Source organism: Candidatus Accumulibacter propinquus (assembly GCF_056856495.1).
In genome coordinates, this window is sequence record NZ_JBSEHC010000002.1 from 627,451 (window position 1) to 644,470 (window position 17,020).

Below are 17,020 nucleotides of genomic sequence, written 5' to 3' on the forward strand. Positions count from 1 at the left end.
ATCGCCTGGCGCGGCGGACCTTGAGCGGCATGACGGTGCGGCATCGCCTGGCGGCGCTCAATGTCAATCTTGGGTCAGCAACTGCCGCACCGAAGCCATCGTTTCATTCCAACTTTCGGTAACCAATTCAAGGACTCTTGCGTCGGCTTCGCCAGAATGCTCGTCCTCGAACCACTGTTTATTGTGCTTGTTAATACGGTCGCGGTAGCCTGCCCCCCGCCCCCATTCTTTACCGCAGTCACGCCAAAAGTTGATGTCGGCGCTCATTTCATCAGCATGGATACTTTGTCCGACCAATTGAGTTTTGCGAACCATATTGTCGAATCCCAGTTCGACCGTTCTCACAGTTTGCTGCACCAGGTCATGGGCATCCGCGTACTGATCGTCTTGCAGTAGATTGGTCGCGATCACTTTGAAGGCGTTAAGTTTCGGCTCGGCGATGCTAGTCGCAATTCGCCGCGCGCCATGACTTAACTGGTGAGCATAATTCAGTTTGTACCAATCGCCGTCACGGTCAACAGCGGCATACACTGTTCGCGGATGCGCCGACTGCACCGCCAAAAGCAAACTCTCATGGACTCGCTTCTTGGGGGCAGCAGTGATCTCTGCATTGTTGTCCAGCCAAGTTATCAAACTTTGCGCGGCGGCCATCATCACCTCGCGGGCTTGGGCTTTTTCATAATTTTCGAGCAGCGCATTCGCTCCGGCAATGATCTCGCGGAGCGCCTTGCGCTGCCATTCCTGGACGGCTTCAATGCGACTGAGAATGAATGAACGCAGATCGTCGGGCGCGTCTTCTGCCGCATTGAAAAACCTAACCGGCAGATTACTGAGCCCGAGTGGATGCAGTTTCAGTTGGACCTCTTCGGCTTTGAGGTCGTAGCCTTCGCTTGCGGATTGGGCGGGGTAGCCATTGTCTTTCATCGCCAATGCCTCCCCTGGTCTTGGGAGGGCCAATATGGCTACATGGCTTGCAAGGGTACGAACCCCACCTTCTTTGGCGCGTGTCAGAAGTTGTCGTACTGCCGTCGCGGGGGCTTCGTTGAAAACTGTGCAAAGCACCACGACTGTGTGGGCATCATCAAAATGCTGCTCCAGGTCAGCCCGCTCGGCGATGTCGTCGATCCCTTGGGTATCCACGAGTGTTACCGATAGGGATTCGTTCCCAAGCACGGCACTAGGAATCACGAGTTCGACGCGCTTTGGCAGGGTAAATTCGGGATGGCGGCCATTGTTAACGCGCTCAAAAATATCTTGCAGCCACTCAAGCGGCGCTCTGCCGACGCCGTCGGAATACCATATGTCCCGGCAATCCCGCTTGTGCAGTTCCATGCGGGCCAAAATTTCGACGGAAAGCGCTTTGGCATCACTTACGGTAGCGGCGAGCACACGTGCTTCGTCGACGGCGGGAACTACTGTTCCGTCAGGCTTCTTCTCGGCCCGTCTTCGGCGCAAGCCCGTCATATTGCGCAGGGCGCGCTCGACCTCGCGGGAAATTCCCGGCGAGCCGGTTTCTCCTTCCCCCTCGTCTGGTTGCTGAGTGGATTGCGACGGATTTAGCAGAAAATTCGCAAAGTCAGAAACGTGACGACGAATTTCATCCTCGGAACACGGTTCCACTATGAGCCCGTAGCCTGGGCCGCGCCGGAGGTGAACTTCACAGATCGTTATCCCCCCTGCGCCGGTTTCGAGAACTGCCTTGGGCATACCCTTGCTCGTTGAGATTTCCAAGCCCTCTGCTCGACAAATCGCCGTCGATTTGCCAACAGCGATTGTGCCGATAAAGGCCGCGCGAAACCGTTTGTTCGAGACCCGGCTGGCCGCCGTTAGCAATTCTTCTTGGTATCGGACGAGCCGACGTTCGTAGAACTGCTTCACGTCAGGCCGTTCAGCCAGCGCGTGAACCTGTTGCGCCGCCTGTTCGGCTTCCCATAGCAAGTCGGCATCGTGTTCTCCGAGGGGTGCTTCTGGCAAGATTTCCCACTTTCTCGCGAGTATTTCCTTCACTTTGAGGGCGTCAGCAGTGCCGATGCCGTTTAGAACGATTTCGAGTTCATCGTCGGCGAGTGGTCGTTCCCCACTCTCAATTCTGGACAGCACTGCCGCACTCCACGGCAATTTCTTGGCGAGTTCGTTTTGTTTGAGATTGGCTTGCTCTCGCAGGCTGGCTATGTGCTTGCCGATTGCTGCATCACGGTTCATGGGGTTCTCCTTTGTAAGCGAGAAGAAACGATACGGCAATACTTCATACAAGTAAAGAAACGTTGCGGCAACAATAAATATGCTTCTTTGGCATTCCCCGTCCGCGCTTTCGCGCCAGCGGGCCGGGCTCTACGCGCTGCGCGCACCGGGCCTGAAGCCACGACCTTCGGTAACGCCCGCTAACGCAAAAACCAATTAGCGGCATCGGCTTCCGCCGGGTGACGGGGTACGGCTGCGGCCCTGCCCCGCATCTACAACCGCCACGCTTGATGGCTGCGCCATCAAGCGGCATGCATAGCCGTCTGGCTGGCCTGTCAGTCGCCGAACAGCGCGATGATGGTTTTCATCGACAGGTACAGGCGTGCGGGCCACTGTTGCAACGGCAGGAAGCTGAAATGCCGGTAGAAGGCTTCGGCTGCTTCGTCCTTGGCATCCACCAGGACAGCCATGGCCGCGATGTTCGCGGCGGCTTCCAGGCTGCGGCGCAAGGCGTCCATGAGCAGGAACTCCCCCAGGCCCCTGCCCTTCATGCTCTGGTCGACGGCCAGCCGACCGAGTAGCGAGACCGGGAGCTGGGGGTAGCGCGGCAGCTTTTTGGTCAGGGTATCGGGTAATTCGCTGGCGTCCACCGTCGAGGCGGACAGCGTGTAATACCCGAGCACTCGCGCGGCGGGCGGTGCGATCAGGACGAAGGGCGCGGCGACGCGCTTGTCGGCGTCCTGGCGGGCTTGCTGGCGCAGGTAGCGATCCAGCGGTGCGCTGCCGCAGGAAAAGCTGTCGCGGTCATGGCCCTTGCCGAGGGGCTCAATGCGAGGCGCGGGGTCACCGGGGCGGACAATCACCACCCCATTTGCTGGCGGTAGGTCGCTGCGGCCTGGCACAGACGCTCATTCGGCGCGGGCGGGTCGAGCAAGGCGGTCACGAACGCGATCTGCTCCGCCCGGCTCAGGCGGATCGTTGCGTGTTCCCGGAGGATGCGGGCGGCGGCTTCCTGGGCGCTGGCGACGACGAATTCGCTCAAGGTGCGCCCGGACAGCGTGGCGGCCTGTTGTAGCACTGCCTTTTGTTCGACCGATAGGCGGGCTTCAAGACGCGCGGCGCGCGTCTTGTCGTCGGTGACTGGATCGCTGGTCTGCATGGCCCTTCTCCCGTGTTTTTGATTGCCGTCGCCAATGCAAGCGAAAGCCTTGCCAAGGTACGGCAAATGTACGGAATAAACAAGGGCTTTCTTGGGCGTCCCCGCTCACGCTTTTGCGCCAGCGGGCCGGGCTCTATGCGCTGCGCGCACCGGGGCTGAAGTCTCGTTCTCCACAGCCGTTCCCGAGGTGTAGAATCCAGCCACGCTAGGCGCCCATCCACGACACGACGTGATTCCCGGTGGCGACGCCGTTGGACTTTAGGCCTTCCCCTGGACTTCCCCGTCAGCCAGCCACGATGCGCGTGTTACTCGTCGAAGACGATCCGATGATCGGCAAGAGCGTTCAGCAGGGCCTGCGCCAGGATGGCCACACGGTGGACTGGGTGCGCGAGAGCCGGGCCGCCGAACTGGCTCTGGCCACCACCAGCTACGAGATGTTGCTGCTCGACCTCGGCCTCCCCGGAAAATCCGGCCTCGAACTGCTCGCCCAGCTCCGGCGGGCAGCCCATCGCATTCCAGTACTGGTGATCACCGCCCGCGATTCGGTCGCCGACAGGATCCTCGGACTCGACAGTGGTGCCGACGACTACCTGGTGAAGCCTTTCGACCTCGACGAACTCGGCGCGCGCATGCGCGCGGTGCTCCGCCGTCACGCCGGACGTGCCGACCCGGTCATCGAACTTGGCGATCTGCGCATGAATCCGGCAACCCATGAGCTGACGCAGAACGGTCAACCGATCGTCCTCTCGGCACGGGAGTTCGCACTGTTGCAGGCGCTGCTCGAGCAGCCGGGAGTACCGCTGTCGCGGGCCAGACTCGAGGAACGATTGTACGGCTGGGGCGAGGAGGTCGAAAGCAACGCGGTCGAGGTCTACATCCACTCGCTGCGCCGCAAGCTGGGCTCCGAGTGCATCCGGAACATCCGCGGTGTGGGCTATCTGGTGCCCGCCAGCCAATGAGGTCGATCCGCCACCAGCTCCTGGTCGCACTATTGTCGGCGATCAGCCTGACCACCCTGCTCGGCGCACTGGCGACCTACCGGACGGCGCGCGAGGAGGCCAACGCCATGTTCGATTACCACCTTCGGCAATTGGCCTTGTCACTGCGCAATCCGGTCTTCCAGAACGGACCGCGGCGCGACTTCCGTATCGAAGAAGACGCACAGGATTTCTCCGTTCAGATCTGGAGCCCGGACGGGACCCGCATCTACCTTTCGCACCCCCGACAGGAACTTCCCCGGCAGACGCCGATCGGGTTTGCGACGATCGACAGCGGCCATGGCCAGTGGCGGGTTTTCGGCATGCAGCAGGGCGGGCAGACGATCCAGGTCGCACAACCGATGCTCTTGCGCGACCAGTTGGCGCTCGCTGCCGCCTTGCGGACCGTGGCACCGTTTCTCCTCATGCTGCCGATACTCGGCGTGCTGATCTGGGTCGTGGTCGGGCGCGGACTGCGACCGCTCGACGCAGTGGCGCGAGAGGTAAGCACGCGCACACCGGTCGCCCTCGAACCCCTGCCGCAAGTTCATGCCCCCAGTGAAGTGCTGCCGCTGCTGCTGGCGCTGAACGATCTGCTGGCCCGGCTCAGGCGCGCGCTCGATGCGCAGCGGGAATTCATCGCCGACGCCGCCCACGAACTGCGTACCCCCCTGGCGGCGCTGACCCTGCAGGTGCAACTCGCCGAACGCGCCGGTGATGCGGCGGCGCGCACCGAGGCTTTCGCCGAAGTCAAGGGCGGTCTGCAGCGCGCCACGCACTCCGTGCAACAGCTCCTGACCCTGGCTCGCCAGGAACCCGGCGGCGGCGATCGACCGCTGGCCCCGGTGGCGCTCTCGGAACTCGTCGCCGGCGTCATCGCCGCGCATCTGCCGTTGGCCGAAGCGCGGCGGATCGATCTCGGAGCGATGCCGACGACTGGCGAGGCGGTCGTCGATGGCGAGGAAGAGGCGCTGCGCATCCTGATCAGCAACCTGGTCAGCAACGCCGTCCGCTACACCCCGCACGGAGGAAAAGTCGACGTCACGGTCGGGGCCGGCGCTGACGGACCATTCATCGACGTCTGCGACACGGGTCCGGGTATTCCCGCCGAAGAACGGGAACGTGTTTTCGACCGCTTCTATCGCCGGGCGCAGAATGACGAAGCCGGCAGCGGCCTGGGACTGGCCATCGTCAGGCGCATCGCCGAGCGCCATCGGGCAAGCGTCGTGCTCGACGAAGCACCGCTGGGCGGCCTGCGCGCCCGCGTGCAATTCCAGCGATCGGTAACGCCTTAAGTCAGCTTTAAGTCGCGGCCGTCTATCGTTCACCCGTCGGAAGCCAAGCGCTTCTGTTGGTGCAACGAAACTGGAGATTACCATGCAAGCAACGACATTCAAACGCACTCTGCTCGCCGCTTCGCTGATCATCGCTCTCGGCGCCGGCTACGCGAAATTCGGCGGGCCAGCCATCAGCCCTGCCGAGGCACTTGCCGCGCCCGTATCGGCGGCGCCGGCAGCCCTGCCCCGCCCCGGCGTGACGCTGCCCGACTTCAGTGCCATCGTCGACAGCACAGGGCCGGCAGTGGTCAATATCAGCGTCACGGGTTCGCAGAAGACGGCCGCGGCGATTGATCCCAATGACCCGATGTTCGAATTCTTTCGTCGCTTCGGGGTGCCGACCCCGCAGGAGCGGGGGCCGGCACGCGGCATGGGTTCCGGCTTCATCGTCAGCCCCGATGGCGTGATCCTGACCAATGCCCATGTCGTTGCCGATGCCGACGAAGTGACCGTCAAACTGACCGACAAGCGTGAATTCAAGGCCAAGGTTATCGGCCTGGACAAGTTGACGGACGTCGCCGTCCTGCGCATCGATGCCGGGAATCTGCCGGCCCTGCGCCTCGGCGACCCGGCACGCACGCGGGTTGGCGAATGGGTCGTCGCCATCGGCTCGCCGTTCGGTTTCGAGAACAGCGTCACCGCCGGCATCGTCTCGGCAAAATCGCGTTCGCTGGCCAGCGACAGCTATGTGCCGTTCATCCAGACCGACGTGGCGATCAACCCCGGTAACTCGGGGGGGCCGCTGCTCAACCTGGACGGCGAGGTGATCGGCATCAACTCGCAGATTTACAGTCGCAGTGGCGGTTATCAGGGCGTGTCGTTTGCCATTCCCATTGACGTCGCGATGAATATCGAGCAACAACTGCTCAAGGATGGCAAGGTCAGCCACGGCCGCATGGGGGTGACGATCCAGGAGGTTTCGCAGTCGCTTGCCGAATCCTTCGCGCTGAAGAGTACCGCCGGAGCCCTCGTGAGTTCGGTCGAAAAAGGCAGTCCGGCCGCGGCGGCGGGACTTGAGCCAGGCGACATCATACTGAAGCTGAACGACACCACGATCGGGCGCTCGTCCGAGTTGCCACCCATGGTCGCCGCCCTCAAACCCGGAACGCAGGTCAGGCTACACGTCTGGCGGAAGGGAGCAAGCCGTGATCTGGCGCTCTCGGTCGGCGAGATAGCGGCGCCCAGGCTGGCGTCGGCGCGTGGCGGTGACGCCGACAAGTCCCGACTCGGTCTGGCGCTGCGTTCCCTGACACCGGAAGAGCGTCGTCAGGTCGAGAATCCTGAAGGTCTGCTCGTCGAAAACGTCAGCGGACCCGCGGCGCGCGCCGGCATCCGGCCCGGCGACATCATCGTGTCGCTCAATGGACAAGCGATACGCGAGATATCGCAAGTGCGCTCCCTGCTCGACAAGGCCGGCCGCGTTGTGGCACTGCTGATCGAGCGCGACAAGGCGAAGATCTTCGTACCGATCGAGATCGGTTGATGCGATGATCAATGCCCTGTTTGACCTTCTGGGAGCGTTCTATCAAAGCGGCGATCTGGCGCAGGCGGAGTGGATCGCGCGCAGCATTCTGCAGGCGATCCCGGACGACAGCGTGTCCCTGCAGTTCCTCGGCCTGGTCTATTACCGCACCAGGCGCCGCGCGCAGGCCCTGCAGGTTTTTGCGGCGGCGGCCGGCAATCTCCCCCGCGAGCAGCCGACGGCCGCTACCGACGCCAGTCTGCAAGCCTCGGCGCAGTGCTTGCCGGCGGCGAGCGGCCACGGATCGACGCTCGCCGGCGCCTGGTACGACCTCGGCCTGCTGCTGTTCCGCCTGCGCCGTCCGCAGCAGGCCGTCAGCGCGCTGCGGGCGGCGCTTAACGCGCGGCCGGATTTTCACAGAGCGCAGCGTGCGCTGGCGCTCATCTCGCACTTTTCCGGTCGAATCGTTCGGCGTGAATCGCTGTTTAAGATCGTGGCTAAGCCACCGGCTGAACTTCCGGAGCCGCTGGAGGAGCAACCGGCGCAGTCGCCACGGGTGGCAGCCCACCGATCAGGCGAACCTCGCGCTGCGGGAAGGGAATCTCGATACCTTGTGCGCAAAACGCGCGCCAGATCGACAGGTTGATCGCCGAACGAACGCCACCCGTTCCCTCCTGCGGATCGGCAATCCAGAAGCCGAGATCGAGATTGATGCCGCTGTCGGCAAAAGCCGTCAACAGCGCTTGCGGCGCGGGGTCGTCGAGCACTCGCGGTTGCGCCCGCGCCGCCTCGACCATCAGGCGCATCGCTTGCTCAAGGTCGGTGCCGTAGGCCACCTGCACGGACACCTGCAGACGCAGCCGTGAATCGGTGAACGATTCGTTGCGCACGATATTCGACACCAGATACTCGTTGGGAATGATCACCTCGGTACCGGCCAGGGTGCGCAGGACTGTATAGCGAGCGGTGATCTGGGTCACGATTCCGGAGGTCGTGGCGTCCAGCGCCACCAGATTGCCGATGCGAATCGAACGGTCGAGCAGGATGATGAAGCCGCTGACGTAATTGCTGGCGATCCTTTGCAGCCCGAGGCCGAGACCGACGGCGAGCGCACCGCTGAACACCGACAGGGCGGTGATGTCGATACCGACGATCGACAGGCTGAGCAACAGGGCAACCACCGACAGCACGGCCTTGACCAGGCGGCCCAGCACCACACGCACATTGGAGTCCAGCGCGTCGCTTGCCAGCAGGCGTCTCTCGATGACGCCGGACAGCCAGAGGGCGAGCAATACCGTGGCGACGACGGTCACCAGACCATTCAGTAGCGTCCACAGGTCGAGCTTCTGTTTACCGACATGGAAGCTCACCTGTTCGAGCATCTCGATCAGCGGGTCCGCAAGCCCGGTCAGATACAGTGCCAGACAGAGCCAGATACTGGTGGCCACGAAGCGTTCGGAAGTCGCCAGCCAGCTCCCCGCAGTCAGGGCGTGCCGCAGCACATAGATCACCGCCCGCACCAGCGCCATCGACAGCAGCAGGGGCACCGCCAGGTCGAAGAGACTGACCGGGCCCAGGTGCCAGTATTTGAAGAGCTTGCGCACGATCAAAATCAACAGCAGCGACAGCAGCGGGAAGGCCACGCGCTTGATGCTGCCCGTGCTGAACGTACGCAGCGCGCCATGTTCGGCCGTCGAGCGGACGAACTCCTGCTGCCGCCCGTAGCGCGACAGACCCCAGGCGAGCAGCAGGCTCATTCCCAGGGCCAGTACCTGCCAGAGGAACGCCGGCTCCCGAATATCCCGCCACAGTTCGAACAGCAGGGCAAAGACGACTTGTTCGTTCATTTCCGCTCCATTACTGCGCCATAAAAGGCATCGGTCCCGTGATGCTGCGGCAACAGCCGCAACCGCTCGCCAATGTCGATCGCGATCTCCTGTCGGGCCAGGATCTCCTGCGCGGAGCACAGGACGAACTCGGGAAAGCGCGCCAGGAAACTCTGGACGATGACTTCGTTCTCGGCTTCAAGCACGCTGCAGGTGGCGTAAACCAGGCGCCCGCCCGGCTTGACCAGACCACCTGCGGCAGCGAGAATCGCTTCCTGTTTGGTACACAATTCCGCAACGCTTGCCGGTGTCTGCCGCCATTTCAGGTCAGGGTTGCGACGCAAGGTACCCAGTCCGGAACACGGCGCATCGACCAGGACCCGATCGAGCTTGCCGGCAAGGCGCCGGATCCTGGTGTCCCGCTCCGAGTCGATGCGCACCGGGTGCACGTTCGACAGACCGGAGCGGGCAAGGCGGGGCTTCAGTCGCGCCAGCCGCCGTTCGTCGACGTCGAAGGCATAGAGCCGGCCCTGCGAGCGCATCATCGCACCGAGCAGCAGCGTCTTGCCACCCGCACCGGCACAGAAGTCGGCGACCATTTCGCCGCGTCTGGGTTGCAGCAGGAAACCCAGCAACTGGCTGCCTTCATCCTGGACTTCGATGCTGCCATCAAGGAACAAGGGGTGTCTGGACAGCGCCGGCTTGCCGGTCAGGCGGATGCCCAGTGGCGAATACGGGCACGGCGACGCCGTCAGGCCGTCGGCCAGCAGCCGCGCCAGGACTTCCTGCCGATTGGCTTTCAGCGAATTGACCCGCAGGTCGAGCGGCGCCGGCTGATTGAGCGCGGCGGCCAGTTGCTCGACTGCTTCGGCGGAGAATTGCCGGCTGAGCTCGTCATGCAGCCAGTCGGGCAAATCCAGCCGCACCGCCGGCGGCAGGTCGTCCATGTGCACGGCCTTGGCCTGTCCCAGCCACTTGCTCTCCGATTCGCTGAGCACTACCGCCAGTTCGCGCCGGTTCATGCCGTGCAGACAGGCCAGTGCTGCGAGCAACAGTCGCCGCGAGGTCACCTCGTCGGCGCAACGTGCCGACAGCGAGCGCTTGCGGCGCAGCACCGAGAACACCGTTTCCGCAACGAAGCCGCGATCGGCATGGCCCAGCTCGCGATGCTGTCGAAAATAGTGCGAAACGACCAGGTCGGCAGGGAAGCACGAGCGCAGCAATTCGGAGAGCAGCACTTCGGCATGGCGGAAAAGGGCGGGAGTGAAACGCACGTTCATCATGGTTCCTGGCTGACTTCAATGGTGACTGCAATCTGGACGAAAAGAGCGCCTTTGCGGTCGATATGCTGGACCTTGACCGGCAGCAGCGCGCGGTCGTAAGCCAGCCAGAGTTCGGTGGTGGCCACTCCCGGTACGCGCAGGTGCAGGCAGCGAAAGGTGCCGGCCGGCGTCTCGATCTCCTCGTCGCCGACGATCTCGATCCGATAGTTGGCGTACGCCTTGCCGGTGGCAATCGGCAGGCTGCTGTGCGCGGCCAGGTCGGCGATCAGACCCAGTTGGTAGGCAAAGGACAGGACGTCCTGCGTCCCTGGGAGCAAGGCTCGCGCTGGTCGATTGGCGACGCGCAACTCCATCTTGTCCCAGTCGAAATCGGCCGTGGTGCCGGTTTCGCGGCCCTCCTGGCGTGTGACGACATGTTCGGGGAGCAGGCCTGCCGCGGTCAGCCGGCCCCGACTTTCGACTTCGAAGCGCAGCGGCCGGAACAGCGCGACCAGCCCGTTCGTCTCGGTGACGGCAGTGAGCCGGTATGCCCCGTCGATGACTTCCCAGCGGTGGATGGAGAGGCCGATCTCGAAACCCTGGTCACCGCGGTCGACCCGATAACGAATCATTCCGCGTGCGGGCCAGCGTGAGGCTGCCGGGGCTGGCGCCGCTGCCGGTAGCGGCGGCGTGATTGCCTGCTCGCCGTCGGGTTCCGAGGCCGTTTTTGACGTCAGCACAGGTGCCGGATCGGGCACGGGCACAGGTGCCGGATCCGGCACGGGTTCAGGCTGCGGCAGCGGCGAGGTGGATCTGGCCAGAAGCTGTGGCGACCGCTTTGAGGCGATCGGTCTCCGCCGCATCTCACGGCTGTTCCGCGGCACGACGGTCTCCTCCCTCTTCGCCACTGGTTCGGGCAACACCTTGGGCGGGGCCTTGAGTTCGGCGACCAGCATTGGCGCTTCGCCGCCGACCGACAGGTCGATGTCCGGCGCCAGCAACGCCAGGGCATGTATGCCCAGCGAGGCGGCGAAAGCGATGATCAGGACGACAGGCATCGGCTAGCCGATTACCCCGGAGGTGTCTGCGGAACAATCAGCCTGCCGCTGTCGTCCTGCGGCGCATCGAGCAGCACGCGTCCGTCACGCAGGCGCAGGCGGCCTTCGGCAAACCAGCGCACCGCCAGGAGATAAATCCGGTGCTCCTGTACCAGCACCCGCGCAGCGAGGGAAGCCTCGTCGTCCTGATCGAGTACCGGCACCGCCGCCTGGACAATCACCGGGCCGTGATCGAGATCCGGGGTGACGAAGTGTACCGTGCAGCCATGAATCCGGACGCCTTCGGCGAGTGCACGGCGATGCGTGTGCAACCCCGGGAATGCCGGCAACAGCGAGGGATGGATGTTGATCAGCCGGCCTGCGTAGCGGCGCACGAACCGGTCGCCCAAGATGCGCATGAAGCCTGCCAGTACGATCAGGTCCGGCGCCAGGCGGTCAATGGCTTCGGCCAGCGCCGCATCGAAAGCTTCGCGCTCGGCATACAAGCGATGTTCAAGAACCTGGGTCGGTACGCCGTGCGCGGCGGCCGTCTGCAAACCCTGGGCATCGGCCCGGTTCGAGAGCACGCCGGCGATGCGTACCGGCAGCGCGCCGGATGCCGCCGCGGCCAGCAGCGAAGCCATGTTGCTGCCACGCCCGGAGATCAGGATCACCACCGACGTCATGCGCGACCCCCTGCCCTCACGGTAGCGCCTCTTGAGGCATTCGCCGGACCGCCCCGATGGGCAGAGCGCTGGTGGTCTGCGGCGCGCATCAGCTGTTCTTGCGGTGTTGCAGCCAGCCGATGAACACCGGCAGCAAGGAAATCAAGATGATGGCCACGATCACCAGCGTCAGATTCTTCTGAATCCAGGGCAGGTTGCCGAACCAGTAGCCGGCCAGGGTCAGCGAACCGACCCAGGCCAGGCCGCCAATCAGATTGAAAGCCGTAAACTTTGCATAACTCATCGCGCCAATGCCGGCGACAAAGGGCGCAAAAGTCCGAAATAGCGGCAGGAACCGTGAAATCACCAGGGTCTTGCCGCCGTGCTTCTCGTAGAAGGCGTGCGTTTTTTCCAGTGCCGATCGGTTGAAAAAGCGCGATTGTTCCCAGTGGAAGACTTTCGGCCCAAGAAAGCGACCAATCTGGTAGTTGAGCATGTTGCCGAGTACCGCGGCGGCACTCAGCACCGCGAGCAACAGGCCGATCTCCATGCCTCCCAGTGCAGCCAGCGCGCCGGCGACGAACAGCAGCGAGTCTCCAGGCAGAAAGGGAGTCACCACGAAACCCGTTTCGCTGAAGATGATGGCGAAGAGAATGGCGTAGATCCACGGTCCGTATTGCTGCACCAGCATCGCCAGGTGTTTGTCGAGGTGCAGGATGATGTCGATAAAGCTGGTCAGGTATTCCATCGTCGCGAAAAAGGGGTGGCCATCGGCAAGGCGCGATTCTACCGGAAGCCGGGCCGGTATAATCGGGCGATGCCCGAATCCATGAGAATCCACCTGCTGCCCGACCTGCTGATCAGCCAGATCGCGGCCGGCGAAGTCGTCGATCGGCCGGCGTCGGTACTCAAGGAACTGCTCGAAAACGCCCTTGACGCCGGCAGTTCGACGATCCAGATCCAGCTCGAAGAAGGTGGCGTCAAGCTGATCCGTGTCAGTGACGACGGTATTGGCATCGCCCGCGACGAACTGGCGCTGGCGCTGCTCCGGCACGCGACGTCGAAGATCCATTCTCTGGACGACCTCGAACGGGTGGGTACCCTCGGCTTTCGTGGCGAGGCGCTGGCTTCGGTGGCCGCCGTCGCGCGCGTCACTCTGACCAGCCGCCACAGGGGCGAGCAGGCAAGCAAGCAACACGCCTGGCGGCTGGCGGCCGCAACGGGGGCAACGCCCGAACCGGCCGCCTTGCTCGCCGGAACGGTGGTCGAAATGCGTGACCTCTATTACAACACGCCTGCCCGCCGGAAATTCCTCAAGTCCGACAATACCGAATTCGCTCATTGCACCGAGGCCGTCAAGCGCATCGCGCTGGCACATCCCGAAGTCGCCTTCACCCTCGCGCACAATACTCGGGTCAACCTGCACCTGCCCAGGAGCGATGCACGCACACGTGCCGGTAGCATCCTCGGCGAGGATTTTCTGCTCGAAGCGCGCTGTCTCGACGTCCAGGCCGGTCCGCTGCACGTTGCCGGCTACTGCGCGCTGCCGGCCTATTCGCGCGCGCGCAGCGATGCCCAGTACTGCTACGTGAACGGCCGTTTCGTCCGCGACAAACTGCTCAGCCATGCCGTGCGTGAGGCCTACCAGGACCTGTTGCATGGCAGCCGTTACCCGGCTTACTGCCTGTTCCTGGAGTTCGATCCCGCCGGCATCGACGTCAACGTCCACCCGCAGAAGACCGAGGTCCGGTTCCGCGATGCGCGCGCGGTGCACCAGTTCGTTTTTCATGCGGTGCAACGCGTGCTCGCCGCTCCGCTGACGGCGGTGCCAGCGTTGTCCGACGTGGACAGTCCGCAACCGCCCGCGTCGGACCTCCAGCCCGCTGGCTGGCCGGAGTCGCAGGCCAACCCGGTAGCAGGCGGCACCGCGCCCCCGACCTTCGGCAACCGGACAACGTACCAGGGTTCACTGGATGTGCGAGAACCTGCCGCCAATGGCGCGTATCTGGCTTTTGCGCAAGCTGCACGCGCCCAGGATTCGCTGCAAACCGCCTCGTTGGCGAGCTGCGCCGATGGCGAGGCACCACCGTTGGGTTATGCCCTCGCCCAGTTGCATGGCGTATACCTCCTGGCGCAAAACAGCCAGGGGCTGGTGGTGGTCGACATGCACGCGGCGCACGAACGCATTCTTTACGAGAAACTCAAACGCGCGCTAGCGTCGCAGGAGGTCGCCACGCAGTCGCTGCTGATTCCGGCGGTGTTTTCCGCCGATGTCGTCGACGTGGCTACCGCCGAAGAACACGCCGGGAGCTTGCGCCAACTGGGTTTCGACATCGCCCCGATGGGTCCCCGGCAACTCGCCGTGCGCAGCGTTCCGGCATTGCTGCTGGCCGCCGACCCGGCTGCGCTGGCACGCGCGCTACTCGGCGAACTGCGCGCGCACGGCGTGACCCAGTTGATGACCGCAAAGCAGAACGAGTTTCTCGCCAGCATGGCCTGCCAGGGCGCGGTGCGCGCGCGCCGCCTGCTGTCGGTGGCGGAAATGAACGCTTTGCTCCGGCAGATGGAAGACACCGAACGTTCCGGCCATTGCAACCACGGTCGTCCGACCTGGACCCAACTGACGATGGCCGACCTCGACCGCCACTTCCTGCGCGGCCGATGAGCGCGGCCGCAGCATCGCGACCGGCGCTGCCACCGGCCATCCTGTTGATGGGGCCGACCGCCAGCGGCAAGACGGCAGTGGCGATGGCTCTGTCGCGCCGCTTCCCCGTCGAACTCATCAGCGTCGATTCGGCGCAGGTCTTTCGCGACATGGACATCGGTACGGCCAAGCCCGATGCGTCGACGCTGGGCGAATTTCCGCATCACCTGATCGACCTGATCAGCCCGCCGGAAGCCTACTCGGCGGCTCGCTTCCGCATCGACGCGCTGACCGCGATGGCCGAAATCACCGCGCGTGGCCACGTGCCCTTGCTGGTCGGTGGCACCATGCTTTACTTCAAGGCGCTCGTCGAAGGACTGGTCGATCTCCCGTCAGCCGATCCGGCGACGCGTACGGCGATCGACCGCGAAGCCTTCGCACGCGGCTGGCCAGCGCTGCACGCCGAACTTGCTGAACTCGACCCGGTCACCGCTGCGCGGCTGCAGCCCACCGACGCCCAGCGTATCCAGCGCGCGCTGGAGGTCTTTCGTCTGTCAGGCCGCCGGCTCTCGGCAATCCTCGCCGGCGCCGAGAGAGCAGTACCGCAATATCGCTTCGCGTCCATTGGTCTCCTGCCGTCCGACCGTAGCGTCCTGCATCGGCGCATCGCCGACCGCTTCGACGCCATGCTCGCCGCCGGGCTGGAAGGTGAAGTCGAGGAACTGCGCGGGAAGTACGTGCTGCACGCTGATCTCCCCTCGATGCGCTGCGTCGGTTACCGACAGGTTTGGGAAGTGCAGCACGGCCTGGCACCGCGCAGCGAATTGCGCGATCGGGGCATCTACGCCACCCGCCAGTTGGCCAAGCGACAAATCACCTGGCTAGTCAACACCCTGCGACCACAGACCTTCGACTGTCTGTGCGCTGAACTGCACGAGCGGATTGCCGGACATCTCGGCGATCTCTTCGCCTGAGCGCGCGCCGGCCGCCGGATCAATTCCTGGGCAGCGTCAGCCGATCGAGGCGCAGGCGCTGACGTTCGTCGAACAGCCGCCGGGCGGCGAGGCTGACGGCCACCACGGTACCCAGTCCGGTGCCGCCGGCGATCAGGAACATCACCACGATCTGGTATTTCACGGCTTCGACCGGCGGCGTTCCGGCAAGGATCTGGCCAGTCATCATCCCGGGCAGGCTGATGACACCAGCCGCCGACATGGCGTTGATGATCGGGATCATGCCGACGCGAATGGCCTCACGGCGGCAGTCGGAAATCGCCTGCTTCCAGTTTTGTCCGAGCGCCAGGCGGGTCTCGATGATCTGTCGTTTCTGTGCCGCATCCTGAGTCAGGCGGTCGAGCCCGAGCGCAATGCCGTTCATGGTGTTGCCGAGAATCATGCCGAGCAACGGTATCGCATATTGCGGCGCGTACCACGGATCGCTGCCGATGACCACCAGCAATGCCAGGACGGTAATCGCGAACGACGAGACGAAGATCGACAGGGTTCCGACTCCGAATCCCCAGCCGCCGACCAGCCGACGTTTCTGCCGCACCATGACTTCCCGCCCGGCAAGCATGATCATCACTCCGGCCATCAGCGCTACCCAGAGCAATTGCGCGTTTTCGAAGAGTACCTTGAGTACCACTCCAATGAGCAACAACTGAAGGGTGCTGCGAGCGGCGGAAAACAGCAGTTGTCGCTCGACGCCAAGTTGCAGCCGTAGCGACAGCGCGGCGAGGGCAAGGACCAGCGTCGCCGCGATGGCCAGGTCGAACGGAGATAGCGCCAGCACGCTCATCGCGGCAGGTCTTCCTCGAGCAGCCCATTGCGCAGCGCGAAGCTGCGCCTGGCTACACGCCTGATCTGTTCCGGATCGTGAGTGACCCACAGCAGAGCCGCTGACTGCTGTTGACGATAGTCGTCGAGCAAGGCTTCGACCCTGCGGGTACTGTCCTGATCAAGGTTGCCGGTCGGCTCGTCGAGCAACAGCACGGCCGGACCTTGCATCAGGGACCGCAGCAAGGCGAGTCGCTGTTTTTCGCCCGTCGAACAGCGGGCAACCTGCCAGTCGATCGCGTCAACGGGCAGGCCAAGCCGTTCGAGCCAGGCCGGGTTGACCCCGTGCGCGAAGTGCTCGCGGACGTGCTCGGACCACCATTGGCTCTCGGCCACCACCAGGGCCACCGAGCGCCGCCATTCCGGGGGTGGCAGCGTCGAACATCCGGCACCATCGAGCGACGCCTCGCCCTGGTGCGGATCGAGGTCGGCAATGGCACGCAGCAACAAGGTCTTGCCACTGCCCGATGCCCCGTGAATGCAGACGCACTCGGCGGCCTCGACACGGCATTCGATCGGACCGACATGGCGGGTCGATAAGCGGTTCAGACGCAGGGTGCCCACGCTGCAGACCTGAATGGGAGACCAGTGACAAAGAAAGGGCGCTTGCTGCGCCCTTGCTGTTGACTTCGAAT

Annotated in this window: 15 protein-coding genes and 1 pseudogene; 6 read left to right on the forward strand and 10 right to left on the reverse strand. The window is 63.9% G+C overall.

Annotation, left to right across the window (positions count from 1 at the left end; translation table 11 throughout):
- Positions 1 to 63: 63 nt before the first annotated feature.
- From AC15MQ_RS05260 to AC15MQ_RS05270, 3 genes are all read right to left on the reverse strand, one after another.
- Entirely contained in the window at positions 64 to 2,202 is a 2,139-nt protein-coding gene (locus AC15MQ_RS05260; protein ID WP_483079536.1) for a helix-turn-helix domain-containing protein, read from the reverse strand.
- A 314-nt stretch (positions 2,203 to 2,516) separates the two neighbouring features.
- Positions 2,517 to 3,047, reverse strand: a complete 531-nt coding sequence (locus AC15MQ_RS05265) for a GNAT family N-acetyltransferase (RefSeq protein ID WP_483079537.1) — start codon at positions 3,045 to 3,047, stop codon at positions 2,517 to 2,519.
- Positions 3,041 to 3,340 carry a type II toxin-antitoxin system TacA family antitoxin gene (locus AC15MQ_RS05270; RefSeq protein WP_483079538.1) on the reverse strand — a complete coding sequence of 100 codons (300 nt, stop codon included), beginning with the start codon at positions 3,338 to 3,340 and terminating at the stop codon, positions 3,041 to 3,043. The genes AC15MQ_RS05265 and AC15MQ_RS05270 overlap by 7 nt, the downstream gene beginning before the upstream one ends.
- 296 nt (positions 3,341 to 3,636) lie before the next feature.
- On the opposite strand from AC15MQ_RS05270, the gene AC15MQ_RS05275 reads away from it, so the two are divergent.
- The 4 genes and pseudogenes from AC15MQ_RS05275 to AC15MQ_RS05290 all read left to right on the forward strand — a co-directional run.
- Entirely contained in the window at positions 3,637 to 4,299 is a 663-nt protein-coding gene (locus AC15MQ_RS05275) for a response regulator (protein WP_483079539.1), read from the forward strand.
- Entirely contained in the window at positions 4,296 to 5,612 is a 1,317-nt protein-coding gene (locus AC15MQ_RS05280; protein WP_483079540.1) for a sensor histidine kinase, read from the forward strand. Before AC15MQ_RS05275 ends, AC15MQ_RS05280 begins: the two co-directional genes overlap by 4 nt.
- An 82-nt stretch (positions 5,613 to 5,694) precedes the next feature.
- Positions 5,695 to 7,137: a DegQ family serine endoprotease gene (locus tag AC15MQ_RS05285; protein ID WP_483079541.1), complete on the forward strand. Its 1,443-nt coding sequence runs from the start codon at positions 5,695 to 5,697 to the stop codon at positions 7,135 to 7,137.
- Between the two features lie 4 nt (positions 7,138 to 7,141).
- Positions 7,142 to 7,516: pseudogene (locus AC15MQ_RS05290) on the forward strand (hypothetical protein); the annotation flags it as partial.
- A gap of 97 nt (positions 7,517 to 7,613) precedes the next feature.
- On the opposite strand, the gene AC15MQ_RS05295 reads toward AC15MQ_RS05290, so the two are convergent.
- The 5 genes from AC15MQ_RS05295 to AC15MQ_RS05315 all read right to left on the reverse strand — a co-directional run bounded on the left by AC15MQ_RS05295 (position 7,614) and on the right by AC15MQ_RS05315 (position 12,654).
- Entirely contained in the window at positions 7,614 to 8,963 is a 1,350-nt protein-coding gene (locus AC15MQ_RS05295; RefSeq protein WP_483079542.1) for a mechanosensitive ion channel family protein, read from the reverse strand.
- Entirely contained in the window at positions 8,960 to 10,222 is a 1,263-nt protein-coding gene (locus AC15MQ_RS05300) for an RsmB/NOP family class I SAM-dependent RNA methyltransferase (RefSeq protein WP_483079674.1), read from the reverse strand. The genes AC15MQ_RS05295 and AC15MQ_RS05300 overlap by 4 nt, the downstream gene beginning before the upstream one ends.
- Positions 10,222 to 11,262, reverse strand: a complete 1,041-nt coding sequence (locus AC15MQ_RS05305; protein ID WP_483079543.1) for a DUF3108 domain-containing protein — start codon at positions 11,260 to 11,262, stop codon at positions 10,222 to 10,224. Before AC15MQ_RS05305 ends, AC15MQ_RS05300 begins: the two co-directional genes overlap by 1 nt.
- Before the next feature lie 11 nt (positions 11,263 to 11,273).
- Positions 11,274 to 11,927, reverse strand: a complete 654-nt coding sequence (purN, locus tag AC15MQ_RS05310; RefSeq protein WP_483079544.1) for a phosphoribosylglycinamide formyltransferase — start codon at positions 11,925 to 11,927, stop codon at positions 11,274 to 11,276.
- Between the two features lie 88 nt (positions 11,928 to 12,015).
- Positions 12,016 to 12,654 carry a DedA family protein gene (locus tag AC15MQ_RS05315; protein ID WP_287671452.1) on the reverse strand — a complete coding sequence of 213 codons (639 nt, stop codon included), beginning with the start codon at positions 12,652 to 12,654 and terminating at the stop codon, positions 12,016 to 12,018.
- A gap of 69 nt (positions 12,655 to 12,723) precedes the next feature.
- Between AC15MQ_RS05315 and mutL the strand changes: the two genes are divergently transcribed.
- Together mutL and miaA are read left to right on the forward strand one after the other, a co-directional pair.
- Entirely contained in the window at positions 12,724 to 14,571 is a 1,848-nt protein-coding gene (gene mutL / locus AC15MQ_RS05320; protein ID WP_483079545.1) for a DNA mismatch repair endonuclease MutL, read from the forward strand.
- Positions 14,568 to 15,524: a tRNA (adenosine(37)-N6)-dimethylallyltransferase MiaA gene (miaA, locus tag AC15MQ_RS05325; RefSeq protein WP_483079546.1), complete on the forward strand. Its 957-nt coding sequence runs from the start codon at positions 14,568 to 14,570 to the stop codon at positions 15,522 to 15,524. Before mutL ends, miaA begins: the two co-directional genes overlap by 4 nt.
- A 19-nt stretch (positions 15,525 to 15,543) precedes the next feature.
- On the opposite strand, the gene AC15MQ_RS05330 is transcribed toward miaA, so the two are convergent.
- Positions 15,544 to 16,347, reverse strand: coding sequence for an ABC transporter permease (locus tag AC15MQ_RS05330; protein WP_483079547.1), 804 nt, complete (start codon positions 16,345 to 16,347; stop codon positions 15,544 to 15,546).
- Positions 16,344 to 16,949 carry an ABC transporter ATP-binding protein gene (locus tag AC15MQ_RS05335; RefSeq protein WP_350495929.1) on the reverse strand — a complete coding sequence of 202 codons (606 nt, stop codon included), beginning with the start codon at positions 16,947 to 16,949 and terminating at the stop codon, positions 16,344 to 16,346. Before AC15MQ_RS05335 ends, AC15MQ_RS05330 begins: the two co-directional genes overlap by 4 nt.
- Positions 16,950 to 17,020 lie beyond the last annotated feature (71 nt).

Excerpts from the sequence above, each read along its gene's own strand:
- AC15MQ_RS05260 (WP_483079536.1), bottom strand. The coding sequence starts at position 2,202 with ATGAACCGTGATGCAGCAATCGGCAAGCACATAGCCAGCCTGCGAGAG.
- AC15MQ_RS05270 (WP_483079538.1), bottom strand. The coding sequence starts at position 3,340 with ATGCAGACCAGCGATCCAGTCACCGACGACAAGACGCGCGCCGCGCGT.
- AC15MQ_RS05275 (WP_483079539.1), top strand. The coding sequence starts at position 3,637 with ATGCGCGTGTTACTCGTCGAAGACGATCCGATGATCGGCAAGAGCGTT.
- AC15MQ_RS05280 (WP_483079540.1), top strand. The coding sequence starts at position 4,296 with ATGAGGTCGATCCGCCACCAGCTCCTGGTCGCACTATTGTCGGCGATC.
- AC15MQ_RS05285 (WP_483079541.1), top strand. The coding sequence starts at position 5,695 with ATGCAAGCAACGACATTCAAACGCACTCTGCTCGCCGCTTCGCTGATC.
- AC15MQ_RS05295 (WP_483079542.1), bottom strand. The coding sequence starts at position 8,963 with ATGAACGAACAAGTCGTCTTTGCCCTGCTGTTCGAACTGTGGCGGGAT.
- AC15MQ_RS05300 (WP_483079674.1), bottom strand. The coding sequence starts at position 10,222 with ATGAACGTGCGTTTCACTCCCGCCCTTTTCCGCCATGCCGAAGTGCTG.
- AC15MQ_RS05305 (WP_483079543.1), bottom strand. The coding sequence starts at position 11,262 with ATGCCTGTCGTCCTGATCATCGCTTTCGCCGCCTCGCTGGGCATACAT.
- purN (WP_483079544.1), bottom strand. The coding sequence starts at position 11,927 with ATGACGTCGGTGGTGATCCTGATCTCCGGGCGTGGCAGCAACATGGCT.
- AC15MQ_RS05315 (WP_287671452.1), bottom strand. The coding sequence starts at position 12,654 with ATGGAATACCTGACCAGCTTTATCGACATCATCCTGCACCTCGACAAA.
- mutL (WP_483079545.1), top strand. The coding sequence starts at position 12,724 with ATGCCCGAATCCATGAGAATCCACCTGCTGCCCGACCTGCTGATCAGC.
- miaA (WP_483079546.1), top strand. The coding sequence starts at position 14,568 with ATGAGCGCGGCCGCAGCATCGCGACCGGCGCTGCCACCGGCCATCCTG.
- AC15MQ_RS05330 (WP_483079547.1), bottom strand. The coding sequence starts at position 16,347 with ATGAGCGTGCTGGCGCTATCTCCGTTCGACCTGGCCATCGCGGCGACG.